At 40.9% G+C, this 16668-nt stretch carries 11 protein-coding genes; 2 read left to right on the forward strand and 9 right to left on the reverse strand.

Annotation, left to right across the window (positions count from 1 at the left end):
- Positions 1-24: 24 nt before the first annotated feature.
- From B3394_RS02550 to B3394_RS02585, 8 genes are all read right to left on the reverse strand, one after another.
- A complete protein-coding gene (locus B3394_RS02550; RefSeq protein ID WP_273247131.1) occupies positions 25-1464 on the reverse strand; it encodes a TolC family protein in 1440 nt (479 codons plus the stop codon).
- Positions 1457-4651 carry an efflux RND transporter permease subunit gene (locus B3394_RS02555; protein ID WP_273247130.1) on the reverse strand — a complete coding sequence of 1065 codons (3195 nt, stop codon included), beginning with the start codon at positions 4649-4651 and terminating at the stop codon, positions 1457-1459. Before B3394_RS02555 ends, B3394_RS02550 begins: the two co-directional genes overlap by 8 nt.
- A 23-nt stretch (positions 4652-4674) precedes the next feature.
- Positions 4675-5760, reverse strand: coding sequence for an efflux RND transporter periplasmic adaptor subunit (locus B3394_RS02560; protein WP_177735248.1), 1086 nt, complete (start codon positions 5758-5760; stop codon positions 4675-4677).
- Between the two features lie 169 nt (positions 5761-5929).
- A complete protein-coding gene (locus B3394_RS02565) occupies positions 5930-6361 on the reverse strand; it encodes a hypothetical protein (protein ID WP_286912712.1) in 432 nt (143 codons plus the stop codon).
- 195 nt (positions 6362-6556) lie between these two features.
- Positions 6557-8581: a DUF6630 family protein gene (locus tag B3394_RS02570; RefSeq protein ID WP_286912713.1), complete on the reverse strand. Its 2025-nt coding sequence runs from the start codon at positions 8579-8581 to the stop codon at positions 6557-6559.
- 129 nt (positions 8582-8710) lie between these two features.
- Positions 8711-9196: a hypothetical protein gene (locus tag B3394_RS02575; protein ID WP_286912715.1), complete on the reverse strand. Its 486-nt coding sequence runs from the start codon at positions 9194-9196 to the stop codon at positions 8711-8713.
- 145 nt (positions 9197-9341) lie between these two features.
- Positions 9342-10838, reverse strand: a complete 1497-nt coding sequence (locus B3394_RS02580) for a beta strand repeat-containing protein (RefSeq protein WP_286912721.1) — start codon at positions 10836-10838, stop codon at positions 9342-9344.
- A 127-nt stretch (positions 10839-10965) separates the two neighbouring features.
- Positions 10966-12462 carry a hypothetical protein gene (locus B3394_RS02585; RefSeq protein WP_286912724.1) on the reverse strand — a complete coding sequence of 499 codons (1497 nt, stop codon included), beginning with the start codon at positions 12460-12462 and terminating at the stop codon, positions 10966-10968.
- A 1363-nt stretch (positions 12463-13825) separates the two neighbouring features.
- On the opposite strand from B3394_RS02585, the gene B3394_RS02590 reads away from it, so the two are divergent.
- Positions 13826-14983, forward strand: a complete 1158-nt coding sequence (locus tag B3394_RS02590; RefSeq protein WP_273247124.1) for an AraC family transcriptional regulator — start codon at positions 13826-13828, stop codon at positions 14981-14983.
- A 10-nt stretch (positions 14984-14993) separates the two neighbouring features.
- Positions 14994-16121, forward strand: a complete 1128-nt coding sequence (locus B3394_RS02595) for an AraC family transcriptional regulator (protein WP_177735260.1) — start codon at positions 14994-14996, stop codon at positions 16119-16121.
- A 36-nt stretch (positions 16122-16157) separates the two neighbouring features.
- Here B3394_RS02595 and B3394_RS02600 read toward each other — a convergent pair.
- A partial coding sequence (locus B3394_RS02600; RefSeq protein ID WP_286912725.1) for a DUF6705 family protein occupies positions 16158-16668 on the reverse strand: 511 nt, incomplete at its 5' end.

The raw sequence follows: 16668 nt of genomic DNA on the forward strand, positions 1-16668 counted from the left end.
CTCTGATTTTTCAGACGGCAGTGCTTAATTCCATCCGCCACCCAATGCCCGGTAAATGTTAACCATGGCATTCATCTGCTTCATTTTGGTTTCTATAAGTTCAAATTTCGATTCCAAAGCGTCACGCTGGGTCATTAAAACTTCCATATAGTCCGCTCTTGCCGAACCGAACAGATCGTTTGAAATTTCAATGGACTGGTTCAGCGCTTCTACCTGTTTGGATTTTAAATCGAACATTTTTTCGGTATTCTGGATCTTAGCCAGCTGGTTCGCAACCTCCACATAAGCATTTAAAATAGTACGCTCATAGTTGTAAACCGCCTGAATCTGCTTTGCATTAGCGGTATAATAAGTCGCTTTTATCGCATTTCTGTTGATTAGCGGCGCGGCAATATCACCTGCTAAAGAGTAAAGCAATGATTCCGGTTTTATCAGGTAACTTGGGTTAAATGCCTGGTACCCGATTCCGGCCGAAATTCCCAATGAAGGATAGAATCTCGCTTTGGCCACTTTTACATCAAGTTTGGCCGCTGCCAGTTCCAGTTCGGCCTGTTTTACATCCGGACGGTTTTCCAGTAACTGCGACGGTAGTCCGGCATGCGTAACCGCAGGTGTCAGATTGCTGAACGTCACAGAACTTCTTTCAACCGGCTGCGGGAATCTGCCCACCAGGAAGTTGATCCTGTTTTCCGTTTCCGTAATTTTTTGCTGAATGGTATATTGTAAGCCTTTGGTATTCAACACCTGTGCTTCAAATCTGCGGACAGCCAGTTCGTTTACTCTGGCAGCCAGTTTTTGCAGTTTTACAATTTCCAGCGCATTGGTCTGAATGTCAATATTCTGTTTTACAATAGCCAGCTGGTTGTCCAAAGCCAATAATTCATAATAGGAATTCGCGATTTCGGCAATCATGTTTGTTACCGTGAAGTTTTTACCTTCAACGGAAGACAGGTATCGGCTTACAGCTGCTTTTTTAGCATTATGCAGCTTGTTCCAGATATCGATTTCCCAGGTAGCATAAGCACCTACCGCATAATCCTGTAACGGCTCCGGCATTTCTTTACCCGGTTTGATCTCGGTATTGGCTTCAAGGGCACCAATGTTTGTGAAACGGCCCACTTTATCAAAACCGGCAGAACCTTTAAGTCCTACAAACGGTAAATACTCTCCTTTTCGGGCTCTGATTTCGTTTCTGCTGATCTCGATTTCCTGCAGGGTAACATTCAGTTCCTGGTTTTTCACCAGTGCCGTGTCAATAAGTGCTATCAGGTATTTATCTGTAAAATATTCCTTCCACTTCATTTTACCGGTATTCACACTATCCTGTGCTGCGGTGCTGTTATAGGCTGCCGGGACCGTTTTGTTTTCCGGTCTTCCCAATGTTGCAGGGGCTTTACACCCCGCAACAGTTAGTAGTAAACAGCTTACGCCTATACCAATATATATATTTAATCGCTTACTCATTTTCTTCTTCTTTTGTAAAATTATCTATCTGATGCACAAATTCCTGTGATAAAGAACTGTCTTCTTCATCCCGTATTAATTTTCTGCCATCGGCAAATGAGCCAAAAATATAATACAGTCCCGGTACGATAATTACCCCGAAAATTGTTCCGAAAAGCATACCACCCAGTGCCGCAGAACCAAGTGTTCTGTTACCGATAGCTCCGGCTCCGCTGGCGACCATCAACGGAATTAATCCGGCGATAAAGGCAAATGAAGTCATCAGGATCGGACGGAAACGCACTTTGGCTCCTTCAATCGCCGCTTCGAGTATCGTGGCTCCTTCATGGTGCTTCTGGACGGCAAATTCGACGATCAGTACGGCGTTCTTACCGAGCAGTCCGACAAGCATGATAAGCCCGATCTGAGCATAAATATCATTTTGAAGTCCCATAAGTTTCAGCAGTAAAAACGAACCGAAAACCCCAACCGGAAGCGAGAAAACCACCGCTAACGGAATAATAAAGCTTTCGTACTGTGCCGCTAAAACAAAGTACACAAACGACAATACAATTAAAAAGATGTAAATCGATTCATTTCCTTTACCCGCTTCGTCATAAGAAAGTCCTTCCCAGGCAATGTCATAACCTTTTGGCAATGATTTTTTAGCAACCTCACGAACTGCCTGAATGGCTTCGGCTGTAGTATAGCCTTTTGCCGGAAGTCCCTGTATCGCTGCCGAGTTGTACATATTATAACGGGTAATCTCATTTGGTCCCTGTGTTTTTTTCAATCGCATAAATGCCGAATACGGTACCATTTCGCCATGATCGTTTTTAATATACAGGTTTAAGATATCCGACGGAAGTCTTCTGAACTTAGGATCGGACTGCACGTATACTTTAAAGAAACGTTCAAATTTAATGAATCCCTGTTCGTAAGTACTACCAATCAGAATGTCAAGGTTTTCCATCGCCTTACCGATAGACACTCCTTTTTGCATCGCCAGCTGGTTGTCTATTTCCAGTTCATACTGAGGATAGTTGGCTGCGAAGAACGTGAACAGTCCGGTTAACTCTTTGCGTTTACCCAAGTCTTCCATGAACTGTTTGTTCACTTTATCAAAGTCTTTATAGTCTACCGTAGTACTCTTATCTAAAAGACGCATCGAGAAACCGCCCGAAGAACCAAATCCCGGAATTGCCGGCGGTTCGAAAAATTCTATTTTCGCACCAAGTCCTTTGGTTTTTTCTTCCAGTTCCTCCATGATTTCAGTAACCGTATGATCCCTGTCTGACCATTCTTTAAGGTTAATAAGACAGGTACCGGCATTGGATCCCCTACCTTCTGTCATGATCTCATAACCGGCCAGAGAAGATACTGATTCTACACCATCTACATGCTCACAAATTTTCTGTAATCGCTGCGATACCTGGTTGGTTGTTTCCAGTGTCGATCCCGGAGGTGTCTGAATAATCGCATAAATAGTACCCTGATCCTCACTTGGAATAAATCCGGACGGAAGAATCTTATTCACATAGAAAGTACCTGCACAGAATGCAATCAATACTCCGAATGTCAGCCATCTTCTGCTCACGATCGATTTCAGTAAGGTTACATATTTTCCGGTCATTTTATCAAAGACACGGTTAAAACTGTCCAGACCTTTTGTCAATAAATTCTTTTTGGTTTCTTTTCCATGGTTGTTTTTCAGCAACATGGCACACAATACCGGTGTAAGGGTAAGCGCAATCAAGGCCGAAATAACAATTGAACTGGCCATCGTAATAGAGAACTGGCGGTAGAACGTTCCTACCGGACCGGACATAAAGGATATCGGTACGAATACAGACACCATTACGGCAGTAATCGCGATAATAGCTCCACTAATTTCACCCAATACTTTTTTAACAGCCTGGTATGGCGTTATGTGCGGGTATTCTTCAAATTTGGCATGCACTGCCTCGACGACGACTATCGCATCATCGACCACAATACCAATGGCCAGTACCAATGCAAACAGGGTTACCAGGTTGATCGAGATTCCGAAAAACTGGATGACAAAGAAGGCACCGATTAAGGAAACCGGAACCGCTAATATCGGGATCAGCGTGGAACGCCAGTCACCGAGGAAGATAAATACCACCAGGGCAACCAGTATAAAGGCATCTCTTAAGGTATCGATTACCTGCTCCATAGAGGCATCCAGGAATTTCGATACGTCATAACTGATTTTATAATCCAGTCCCGGAGGGAAGGTTTCTTTCATTTCCTCCAGTTTGGCTTTTACCTGTTTGATGACATCGTTTGCATTACTTCCGTAGTTTTGTTTTAATACGATTGAGGCAGAAGGGTGTCCGTCTAAATTGGAATAGATATCGAAGAATTCACTCCCCAGCTCTGCTCTTCCGATATCTTTCAGGCGTATGCTTTCTCCTTCGGCATTAGCACGGATAATTACATTTTCATATTCCGAAGGTTCACTATATCGTCCTTTATAGGTTAAAACATATTCCAGCGATTGTGCCTGGATACCGGAACTCTGCCCGATACGTCCCGGACGACCAACGATACTCTGCTCGCCCAGTGCCTTCATCACTTCATCTACAGAAACATTATAAGCTCTCATACGGTCCGGATTCAGCCAGATACGCATTGCATAGGTTCTACTACCCAATATCTGAGACCGGGCTACCCCTTTGATCCTGTTGATCTCCGGAAGCATCTTAACGTTGGCATAGTTGTACAGGAATTTTTCATCCATGTTTTTGCCTTTAGCATACAGGTTGATATACATCAGCATACTGGGCTGGATCGGTGTAATAACAACCCCTTCCCTTTGTACCAGTTCGGGTAGTAACGGCATTACCTGATCCACCCTTGTTTTGACCCTTACTACCGCCTGGTTCGGGTCGGTACCCGGTTCGAAAATGATTCTTAATGTGGCTTCCCCCGCACTGGTGGCATCGGTTGCCATATAACGCATATCCTGAACACCGTTGATGGCATTCTCCAAGGTGATCAATGTTGATTTTACCAATACGTCTGCACTGGATCCCGGATAGGCAATAAAAATATTTACTGTCGTTGGCGCAATATCCGGAAATTGCGATGTTGGCAATTGTTTAATTGCCAGGGAACCCATAAAGACAATCATAATCGAAATTACAATCGCAAATACAGGTCTATGTATAAATTTACTAAACATGTTTTCTCTTTTTAGTTATTCGATTACTCTGCATATAGCTCCAAATGCGACATAACATATTCAGGCTTCTCTAATTTGTAGTTGATTTTTTCATTTTCTTTTACAAGACGTATTCCTTCAAGTAGGACTTTGTCGTTTAGCGACAAACCGTTTTTGATGATGAAAAGATGCGGCAATTCGGCTCCAATTTCAATCTCTCTTGATCGCAATACATTGTTTTTATCCACTACATACACATACTTTTTGTCAAGTACTTCAAAAGTTGCCTTTTGAGGAATCAGGATAGCATTTTTAAGCGGCATTCCCATTTTGATATTACCGGTTTCACCGTGTCGTAACAGTCCTTTAGGGTTAGGAAAAGTTGCTCTGAACGCAATGTTTCCGGTTTCATTATTGAATTCTCCTTCAATAGTTTCCACCACACCGGAATAGTCAAACAATTTATTGTTTGCCATTAACAGGTTTACTTTTGGCGCATTATCGCTTTTTACCTTGGCTTTATAATCCAGATATTCCGCTTCCGGTACATTATAGTACACCCACATTTTACTGTTATCAGACAGGTTTGTCAACAAATCGCCTTCTTCAACAAGACTTCCCGGTCTTACGTGAAAACGGTCTATGATCCCGTCAAACGGTGCTCTGATTTCGGTAAATCCAAGATGAACCTGCGTTAACGCTAATTCGGCTTTGGCTTTATCAAATTTGGCTTTAGCCATAGCCAGCTCATTCGGAGCAACTACATTTTTATCGGCAAGTCGTTTGGTGTTTTTATATTCAATTTCAGCAAAGCTGGCTTCTGCCGCAGCTTTCTGCGTTTCTGCCTGATACAGTTTAGGCATGATCTGGAATAACAGTTGTCCTTTTTTAACAAACTGTCCTTCGTCTACATAAATTTTTTCCAGATAACCTCTTTCCTGAGCTCTCAGCTCAATATGACGAATGGAATGAATCTGACTGACATAGTCTTTTGTAATCAGGGTATCCTTTTGGATGGGATTCGTAACTAAAAATTTTACTTGTTCTTCTTTTTCTTGTTCTTTTTTTGACGTACAGGCAATTGTGCACATCAAGGCACACAACCCCGAGAGCATGAGGATTCTCTTCATAGTAATTTTGCTTTTAAGCAGTATGGTTTTTATTGATTTTTTTTAGACAGGTCACAGCAAACACGGCCAGCATTCCTAATTGGTGTTAACACCAAAGAATGACGGATCGGGCAGTGACAAACTGAAACGGAAATAAAGGGCAATATAGAATTGCCTGTAGTGTATTAAATCAAATCCTGATTACCCGAAATACAATGTACTTCTTACAAGAGGGCAGAAAAGAAAAATGCTTATCCAGAAAAGATAAGCGTTTGTTTATATCGCGGGAACCGATTTCCGGTACCTGAATACATAAAAGGGTGGTAAAGAGTGCACCTGAAGCGATTATTTTTTTTGAGGCAGCTAACTCATTTTCTTCATTCTCATTATCGTTGTGGTCATGATGAGAATAGGTTTTATTGTTTAGTTTCTCAAAATAGCACAAAGCATAATTGGTCACATCACTTTGTGAACCGGATATGCCTGCTGCCTGAAACTGCTCAATATTTTTTACAGTCGTATAGTTAATATACTCCCCCTGACCAGCTAGGGCAAAGGATTGCACATATCCGCTCAACAGGAAAATTAACAGCGATGTAAAAATGCTAACTTTTAACTTCATAATACGGCACCAAAATTATACAAAGTTCTTACACCGGCAAGCACTATTCACTTTAATAATTTGTTAAAATTTTGATGTAACCGTCAAAAAGTAACAAATGCCGTCAAAACGCACTATTACTAAAAAAAGCCCCGTAAAAAGCCTGTTTTACACCTATACTCCGCAGGAAAAAATAGCCACCGGGATATTTTACAATCAGAGGTCTGTTGCCTGTTCGTATTGGTATCCCAATCTGGAAAATTCTTTTTCGAGTTTAATCCTGAGCGCCAGCGGATGTATAAAAAACACATATTCATCACATTGGGTGTTCACAAACCCCAGCTGGAGATTATAAAAGTGGAGTGCCTTGTCAAAGTCTATAAAAACGGTTCCATAGCTGATGGCCGCTTCCTCCGGATAATCTGATGCAGAAGGCAGGATAACATCGATATCGAAATTTGTTTTCAGACTGTGTTTTATAGCCCATTCCAAATCCCCTATTTCCTGCTTCCAGTCCATACGCCACAAGAACGGGATGTTATGTTCTTCACAGAGGTAAATGATTTCATACAGCGGGTCGTCTTTGTCCTTTTGCTGATTGGTCATAAGGTGGTGTAGCAAGGCGATATACTCCGGTCCCAGACACATCGGCATGGCGCCCAGTAGCGAACAGATCTTTCCGCTGGCGATATCTTCCTGTTCCTGCAGATATTGTTTGTTCATCTCAAAAATGACCCGCTCGAGTATTTCAAAATAGCGGATGGCCTTTTTGTACTTTTCCCGCTCTAAAATCAGCACCTCATAAGCTTCCGCGTCATATCCATTCTGATCCTGGGTGAATAAAACAGGAGCCAGACGGCCGTCTATCGTTTCTATTAAATCAAAATGGTAAAAGTCAAAGCTTCCATCCTGTGTTTCTTTGATGATCCCTATCCTCGGGCACGCACCCGGTTCTGCATCCTGCTGCCGGAACTGCCATTGAAAATCACGAAACCAGATTCTGCTGTCTTCTTCAACCGAATAATAATTACTGTATTTTTCCCTGATTAACGGCAGGTTTAATATGGATTCCAGTATTTCCCGGCTAACTTTTTTATCAAACTGTTTCCGGTACCACTCCATTTCAGAATAGTGCTCCAACAGTTTTTTCCAACGTTCTTTCAGAAAAAGCCGGTAGGTTAACGGAGCGCTATTATTGAGTAACAGCCAGTCTCCGTCCGGAAACTGACGGAATGCCATGGCAAGTTTATAGTGCTTTTTACCCATGATTCTTTCCCAGAGTCCACCCTTATGGTTGCTGAAATATACCATGCAGGCATGTTCCTGTTTGTATTGTACATACACACAGTATGAAAACGGCTGCCCGATCTCTACCAATACCCTGTAAAAAGAATCCCCTTCCCAATATTCCAGAACTTGCTCCTGCCCTTTTTGCGGCGCAAATCCCGTCAACACATTGCTATCGCCAAAACGCTGCAGGTTTTTTGCACTGATCGCATCATCCGTAAAGAAAAACGGAATGGCTATCTCTTTGGATTCCTTTTCGATCTTTTCCCGGATTAGCGGTTTTCCGGATTCCAGCGCTTCGAATATTTTACAATAATTAAGACGGTCCTTCCAGGAGTACAGATCGTCGATTACCTCGATTTCTTCGGCTACAAACTCCGGAAGAAATGTGCTCTGAATGGGTTCGGGGTTCTCAAAATCGTCAGTATCGGCTATTTCATCCCACAGCAGGCATTCGGTGGTGATGTGTTCCCCGCTGGTGAATCGTTCAAAATCTACCCCATAATCGGTAATCATCAATACCTTTGCGCGGATTGCTCCTTCAACATTCAGGTTTCCGTGGTTATAGTCGCCCCAGAACAATTCTTTACAGGTCATGTGCCCGACTACATAGATTTCCTGACCGCCAACAACGATATTATCGGCTTTCAGGTTTCCTAAAACGACCAGACCGGTAGCACCGTCCGTTACCCGGTTACAGCTATTACGAATCCTGCAATTACCGGTGACCAGTATAAAGTATATAAAGACATCCGGGGCATTTTCCCCGATAAGACACTTTAGCGGATCATCCAGATCCAGCAGCGCTTCCAGATCAAGATCCCCTTCACAATAAAAAACATATTCTTCTGCAATTTCGGATTCACTTCCATTGAAAGGCGCATACATGGATTTTTCCGGTACCAGGTGTCTGATTTCATCATATTTTACGATGCTGCAATTCTTGTGTTCCATCTCTTATGTTTGTTTTTATTCTATATGAGAAATGGGGGCAGGTTATCTGTAAAAGCTGAATTGACAGGGAGGTATTCAATCAGGCTTACTGAAAAGTATTTTTTTATCGTCCGTTACGATCATAGAAAATCAGCGGTGAATTTCAACCAGCAGTACCCAGGCATCCGATACCGCTTTTATAAAAGATACCAATATGGCGGCCGCTATCCAGTAGTAGCCGGTTTCCCGGCCATACAACAAACAGAGACCGCCAATCAGATAGGGCAAAACGGCAATTTGATTAAAAAGGATATTGATGGTATAAAACCGTTGGAATTTATTCTTTTTCAGGTGATAGATCCGGCTATCCATAATGGTCATCACGGTCCATACGACACCTCCGAAAACCGTTTGCTCATAGCCGCAACAGGCATTCGTGTGTCCGGGTATCAATAAAAGCATGGAATCCGTCAGGATAGCGAGAAGTAAAAATATCGCCACCATTGCCCTTTCCGGTAAGGCCGGCAGGGATAAAATTTTGGCAAGGCTGATTGATACCCCTACAAAGATTAATCCGGTCAAAGCAGCTGAAGCACCTACTGCGGCTATGTAGAAATCATTCCATTCGCTAATCATCTTTTACTATTTTCACATTATATGGCGCTATATCGAAGTATTCCGGATTTTTCTGAAAAGTGAATGGTAATCCATCCCAGCTGCTGCAACCGGATATGCCGTACTAAAAAGAACAGCATTATGTATAAGACATCTTTTTCTGTTATTATATTCTACCGATGATCCAGTATTGCGTCCCGTCAAACTGTACGACAAGTCCTTTCATCGATACATTTATAAAAATACTGGTAGGTCCCGCCTGGTTATCGATCAGCAACGTTGGGGCTGACAGGTAAACGTTATTGGCCGTCGCATCCGTTTTTTTTACGGTAAATTTTTTGCCGGTTCTGGGAGCAACCGGTAAAAAAACGGTCACTGCTCCGGAAGCAGCATTGATCAGTATGGTTTCATCCGATTCCAGTGCGGTATAACTGGTTACCGGTGCCTGGCTGGTCATGGCATTGAATGCCGGAATGATATCGCCCTGACTGTTCGTTCCCAAGAGGCTCGTACCGGGTAAATTGGTGATACGCACACCGGAAGTACCGCCCGCAATACTTTTTACTTCCAGTGTATTTGCCGGAGTTGTTGTATTGATTCCGATATTCGCATAACCACCGGCATTCACATTGGTTCCGTAAATAGTATTACCGATATTCAACTGATTGTTGCCGGTAGTAACCACAGCTTTCGTCAGGTTACCGATAAAAATATTGCCGGCACCGGATAGCAGATTATCGCCGGCACTGGTACCGACAGCAACATTATTACTACTGTTTGCCGCCGGATTTCCTGCCAGATTCTCCAGCGCTTTTGCTCCGATAGCTGTATTATTATCACCTCTCACGTTCTTATTCAATGAAGAAGTTCCAATAGCCACATTATTTGCACCATAACTATTATTGTAACCGGAATATACTCCTATTCCGGTATTATAATTCCCCGTAGTATTATAATATAAAGCATCATGCCCTATAGCAGTATTCATACGTCCTGAAGTATTATTTACCAGCCCGCTATTTCCTACTGCGGTATTACTGTCGCCAGAAGTGTCATTAGCTAAAGTATTATTTCCGATAGCTATATTATAGGCCGCTGTAGTAATTGTATTTAATGTAAAATAGCCTATTGCTGTATTCTCACTCCCGGTAGTAACCGATTGCAGGGAATTACTCCCTATAGCCGTATTTCCAACTCCTGTAGCTGCGAAAGGCAGACTTGTGGTACCTAAAACGGTGCGGGTTGTACCCAATATTCCGGCAACAGCATTGTTACGTTTCCATACCAGATCCGTATTATCTGTGGTTCCGATAAAATGGGTTCCGGCAGTCGTGCCGCTATTGCCTGTTGTATTCCAGGTATAAGCCGAACCGCCATCCATTGTTGTCCAGTTCGTGCCGTTCCAGTAGTAATATCCGGGTACAACGGTATTGGGTGCCGTACCGGCTGTAGCGGTATTGTAAATCAGTAAACCTGTTGCCGGAGCCGTGATGGTCGCAGCATCTGTAGTACCGGTCAAAGCAAGCCTTGGAATCAGCAAGCCTTTACTGGAACTGCTGACATCCAAAACAGCTGACGGATCCGGAGCCGCTATCCCGATACCCACCTGGCAATAAACCGTATAGTTTAGCAGCATGGCTGCTATTATAAAATATTTTCTCATACCCTAATTTCAATTTGTTTATGATCGCGTAAGTCATCATTTTTAGCTTTATTCCAAAAGCGGTAAAATCCAACCATTAAAACCGGAACAAAACCAAAAGAGCATTGTCCTGCCTCCGGAAGGATCCTTACATCCTGTTTACAATCCAGTATTTACTAATGCCATCAAACTGTACCACTATACCTGCCATGGAGGTGCCTATCGTGATGCTTGCCTGGTTATCTATCGTTGCTCCTCCTGCTGTTGCTATTACCATATTGCTTGACGTGGCATCTATCTTTTTAATAATAAACCTTTTACCGGATACCGCTCCTGTTGGTAGCACCACTGCCGCCGGTGCGGCAACATTCATCAGAATGGTTTCATCCGCCTGCTGCACTTCATAATAGTTAACCGTAACGGTTTTAATGGCGCTAAAAGTCTCTATTATATCCCCCTGACTGTTTGTTCCCAACATACCGGCATTCGGAAAATTCGTTAACCGCAAACCGGAAGTATTGGCAGCACTGCTTCTTACTTCCAAAGCATTACCGGGATTTGCAGTGTTAATCCCGATATTCGCATAACCACCGTTATTGACATTGGTTCCGTAAATATTACTGCCAATATTCAATATATTACTGCCAATACCGCCCGGAGCCGCAGACATCACATTCGCTCCGATTAAAATATTATTGCTGCCCATAAACAAATCCATCCCCACATTAGTACCAATAGCAACATTGTTATGGCTGTTTGTTCCTGCCGGATCCTGCAGGCTAAAGAGTGCGCCGGATCCTATCGCTACATTATTGTTTCCTGCGCTACTATTATACAATGACTGATAGCCTACCGCAGCATTATAAGTTCCTGTGATATTACTAAAACCGGCATTACCTCCCATTGCGGTATTATAAGACGCTGTTGTATTGTGATTCAAAGCCTGAAACCCTAAGGCTGTACCCATACGCCCGGTCGTATTGTCCACCATAGCCATATTACCTACAGCAGTATTGGAGTCCCCACTGGTTGTATTATATAAAGCGGTATTTCCGATTGCGGTATTATAAGGTGCTGTGTTCTTGCTCAGTGTGTTATACCCTATAGCTGTATTCCCTCCTCCGGTAGTAACCGCTGTAAGCGCATTGCTTCCTATTGCGGTATTTCCGGTTCCGGTTGCCGCTAACGGTAAACTGCTGTTCCCGAAAGCGGTATTGGTTGAACCGATAAATCCGGAAACAATGTTGTTACGTTTTAGTACCACATCTGTATTATCTGTTGTTCCTATAAAGTTGGTTCCTGCCGTTGTACTGCTGTTACCGGTTGTATTCCAGCTATTCGCAGCGGTCGCGCCATTGTCTAATGTTGCCCATTTTGTACCGTTCCAATAGTAATATCCGGGTACAACGGTATTGGGCGCCGTACCGGCTGTAGCGGTATTGTAGATCAGTAATCCTGTTGCCGGTGCCGCAATGGTTGTGACATCCGTACTGCCTGTCAGGGCTATTCTCGGAGCCAGAAACCCTTTGTCGGAACTGCTTACATCCAAAGCTGAAGAGGCTTCCGGTGTGGTCGTTCCGATCCCGATCTGGCTATTGGCAGTATACCCCAACAGTATAACCGCCATCATAATGTACTTTTTCATATAAATGTTTTTCATTTTGTTTTTTATCTGCGCGATATTGTCTTTAGCAGTTTGGTATACTGCTATTGTTTCTTTATTCTTAAAATCTCTGGTGATTCAAATGCTGTTTTAGTTTTTATCTTTTACGGAATCCGGTGTCGCAGTTCCGGTAGCTGCCTGACTAAGTCCATAAAACCAGCATACCGTAAAGATTTAGTAATCGTGCTTTTTTTCATATCCAATCCTTATTATTTAAAGTAGTCCGCCTGTATTCTTTTATCAATATCATTGTCAAAATGAGCTATTTCCAAACTGTCTAACTGTGTTTTTACAATAGAGTTATCACATAACTTTTTTACTATTTACGATCAAAGGTAAAACCACCTAAAAAAACCAACCGACAAAAAGGTCAATACTTTGGATGACAAATAGTAAAATCACTTTAAAACATCACTAAACAACTATTAATCAAGACTATAATCTTAAAACAAGCCTAAAAAACCCTGTTCTTTATCCGAAACAACAATGCACAACAAACCAAGCACTCAGAAATACGCAAAATAATATTCCGGATGCTACACTACTAACCATCAAGGATTTACCTCCTGACTTTCAACTATTTTTTCTAATGGAATTTTGCCACGAAAGGATCTCTTTTTTACATCACAAAACCTGTTATTTGTAAGGAAAGAAAAGAAAAGCCGCACTCAAACAGGCATTTAACCAATGTTTTTAAATTTCCCAATTTCAACCTTAAAAACACCAGACTTTTCTTCACTTCCTCTTCCCAACTAATAATGACAGTTAGTTATTGGCTTATAAAAAATATAATCGTGACTTGAACTTTCTTTTAAAATACAGTAAAGAAGAAGAGCCAAACAACGACTGTTTATTTAACCCATTTTCTGAATAAAGCCCCCCTTCTTCAAAAAATTTTCAGGACTCTCCTTTTTACTATATAACCAAATAATGAGAATAACCCTTTCTTATAATCATTATTTATATTGATCCCGGTAAGCTAACCGGTCTACTCTTTTTACTTGTTAGCTGGATGTTGTTTTCACTTTTTTCAGGAACAAAATTTCTTGCTAATGAAGATTTTATTACCTGTAAATACGTAATAAAACATAAAGGTATTTACTTACAATACTGTTCAGTATAAATACGTAAAGAGCTTATTTCTTTAACAAAACTATAGCCTTTAAAAAGAAACTACCTGCAAAATCATAAACACTTCAAGTGACAAATTGTAAAATATTTTCAAATAAGTAAAAAAATAATTTTAACTACTTGAAAAACAGTTACTTACAAACATTATTTTTTAACAAAAAATTTACATTTTGTCTCAAAAAAATTTATATTTACGTAATATTCTGATCTGTTCATGAAGATTTTTGATGTCATATTGCTCTCAGTTCCTATTTTTTCTTCACTGACATGTGGTGCCATTTTTTTTGTCTCCTATCAGGATAAGCTTACCCCGGTTGAAAACACCATTAAAAAGCTGTTGGTTTGCTATTTTCTGATGATGATTTTCTTATGGTTTAAGTTTGAGATCTATGTATCGCTACAGCAAACACTCCGGTATATCATCCCTTTGTATTGCCTTGTTTTACAAACCATCAATGTTGTTTTTTATAATTTTATTTATGCCTTAACGCCTTTGGGCAAACGGAAAACCATTCCTCTTTTTCATTACCTGATTCCCTGTATTCTCTTTGTGATAGTGTCTGTTATCACCTTTGCTCACTATATCCATGATCCGGAATCGTTTATACCCCGAAAAGATGCTTTTATATTCCTGCGTCCGTATATCGTTATTTCCACTATTGTCTATATGATAATCTATATCGGTTTGTGTGTAAAACGGGTTTATCAATACCGCCAAAGCATTATCCTGCAATACGGAAAAGAGAAATGGGAATCCATGCACTGGCTGTCCTTAGTAATTGGTTTGAGAGTCCTGTTTTTCGTTGTTTTTATTATAGACCTTGTTTTTCATATCAGGAATTTCGCGTTACTCATTTCATTTATTTCGACACCGTTACAGCACATACTTATAGTTTATAATATTATCCAGCGCAATTACCTGCTGTATACCCCGAAGCAAACCCAGACTATACTGGTTACTTCCGGCAATGTACTGCAAATCAAAAAGAGGAAACGAAAACGGGATATTTCTGAAAAAGAAGCCATGGCTTTAGGAGAGCGGCTGATTGTGCAGTCTGAATTTGAAAAGTACTTTAAAGAAAACAAGCCGTACCTGGATCCTCAGTTTAAAATCACGGATTTAATCTTTCCATTCCATGTAAACCGGACCTATCTCTCCACTTTTATTAATAAAACCTATGGCATGAATTTTAGCAATTATGTCAATAACTGGCGGTTAATGGAAGTCAAACGGCTTGCCCGGCTGCCTCAAAATAAAGACAGGGATATTGCAGAACTGGTCGCAGAAGCCGGTTTTGGAAGTTTCCGAAATTACCTGAGGGTGAAAAAAGCGGAAGATTCCGATAATAATCCTGTAAACGACCAATACTAATTTTTAAAAGATGGATTTAAAGAATACCATACTGATCATGTCTTTTTCGGCACCTGTCTTTTCAGCGTTGTTCTGTATTGTACTGCTATTGTTTAAATTAAACAAAACCAATACCGCTCAACTGAGAAGGCTCATCCGGCTGCTGGTATTTTTCTATACCCTGTTAGGACTGTTCTTTATTATTATGGCTTTATACTATTTTAACAGAATGGCTTATTTGTATATGGTTTCGATTGATTTCCTGTCCAGTTTGCTGCTTCCTGTAATGCTATACCATATTATTTTTAAGCTCACCCGAGTACGGAAACAGGAGCCTTTCCCGATACTGCACTATGTTTTTCCCATTATCCTGTATATCGTACACACCTTGTGGCTCACTTTTATCCCGCTGGATGTAAAGCTGTTACTGGTAGAAAAAAGGGTTTTCTTTGTTGAAGAATACGAATGGTTTTCGGCTTTTGACAGTTTTCGTTTTTTTATCCGGGCAGTGATCGGGATTTTTTACCTGTTGTTATCGGTTAAAAGAACCCGGAAATATCAGGAGAACATCATTAATTACTCTGCCGATATCGGGCAGACTTCCCTGCGATGGGTCTATCAGATATTCCTGTGTATCATTATCCTGTTACCGGTTCCGCTATTGTATTATTTCTCTAAAAGCGGTAGTACAACAGAGTATTTGCTGATTATTCTGCCTAATTTTTTTACCATATTTTTAAATGTGGTTATGTGCTACAATATCTTTACCAATAATTTTATACTGCTCACAGAAAATATTGTGGTCAAGCAATTTAAAGCGAAAGATAAAGACAAGGACAATAGCAAAACCAATATCGACCGGCAGCATTTTGAAAAATATATTCATGAAAAGAAACCCTATCTGGAACCTAAGCTGAAAATTACGGATCTGACACTGGAACTGGGTACCAACCGCAGCTATCTTTCTGCCTTTATCAATACCAATTACAACATGAATTTTAGTGCTTACATTAACAAATGCCGTATAGCGGAACTGGAAATCATGCGGGAAGATCCTGCCTATGCCGACCTTCCGGAAATCGAACTGATCTACCTGTCCGGATTTAGTAATTACCGTGGCTATAAAAGAACAAAAGAACTTTTTGAAACGGTTTCTTAGAGAATCGTTTTAGTAGTAATCAAAAAGGTATTTTCATTACGGCTGTTTTATCAAAACATATTCACCGTAAGGAACCCGCATTTCATCCGGAGCATTATCTGGCGGCATAAATGAAGTACCGTTTTTAAAGATTTTTGCAATTATCTTTTCTGTACCATTTTCATTTTTATATCGTAATACAATTGCATTTATCAAATAAGTTCGTTCAGGATCTTTAATCGCTAATTTAATTCTTCGTTCATCCAAACCACAATCATCGCATTTAGGATAAGTAGTTCCGTATATTATTAAACTTCCTGAAATATTGTAATCTCCTGCTGTAGCCTGTGCCTGTCCTAATTGATTTAAAGTGTTAATTTTCTCAGTCCCATTTTCAATATAACGATATTCTCCTATTACAATATCCTTATAATAGTTTTTTGTAGAATAATAGTAATTCAGTTTTGTTTTTAGAACAATTATTAATGATGTAGTTCCTTGTTGAAACTTCCACGTTCCTACATATTTACCAAAATCATTGTCTACATCCTTATTATAGGTACCGCTT

The sequence above is a fragment of the Flavobacterium sp. UBA4197 genome (assembly GCF_002379575.1).
Lineage (GTDB): Bacteria > Bacteroidota > Bacteroidia > Flavobacteriales > Flavobacteriaceae > Flavobacterium > Flavobacterium inviolabile.